The organism is Allokutzneria sp. NRRL B-24872, assembly GCF_002155965.1.
In the GTDB taxonomy this organism is placed as follows: domain Bacteria; phylum Actinomycetota; class Actinomycetes; order Mycobacteriales; family Pseudonocardiaceae; genus Allokutzneria.
Window position 1 is genome coordinate 1 of the sequence record NZ_MUMH01000287.1, and the last position, 626, is coordinate 626.

The window sequence follows — 626 nt, forward strand, 5'->3', positions numbered from 1 at the left end:
GCCACCCCCGTCGACGACGACCCCACCGCCTCCGGTGACGACGACGACCACGGCGAAGCCCATCACCACCACGCCGACCACCAGCGCGTCCTCCACGTCGAGCACGACCTGACCCCTTGGGGCAGAGACACGGGCGCGCAGGCGGTCGCGGTGCCACGCTGGAGGCATGGAGTGGTTGACGTGCTTCCAGCGCGAGGTCGCCGCCTTCGAGGACGCCCTGCGGTGCTCAGCGGGCTCCGGCGATGCCGCCCCGGTCGTGCCGACGTGTCCACAGTGGACGATGACCGACCTGGCGCTGCACCTCGGCCACGTGCACCGCGTGGTGGCGTGGCTGGTCAGCGAGCGGCTGACCTCCCCGCCCGACGTCAAGGGGACGCAGTTCCAGGTGGCTCATCCCGACTGGGGGCGGTGGCCGAGCCTCGACGACGCGCCCAACCACGGGCCCGTGCCCGCCGGGCTGGCCGACTGGTTCGCGGAGGGCGCCGCCGCGCTGCACGACGCTTTCCGCGACTGCGACCCCGCCACACCTGTGTGGACGTGGACCGTCGACCAGACCGTCGGGTTCTGGCAGCGCATCCAGGTGACCGAGGCCGCCGTGCACCGGTGGGACGCGCAGAACGCGCTCG

The 626-nt window shown here is 73.2% G+C and carries 1 protein-coding gene; it reads left to right on the plus strand.

The genetic code is table 11. The annotated features are described in order from the left end of the window. Window positions 1–166: 166 nt before the first annotated feature. The coding region (locus CCN37_RS37490) for a maleylpyruvate isomerase N-terminal domain-containing protein (RefSeq protein ID WP_143262025.1) at window positions 167–626 on the plus strand (460 nt) is incomplete at its 3' end.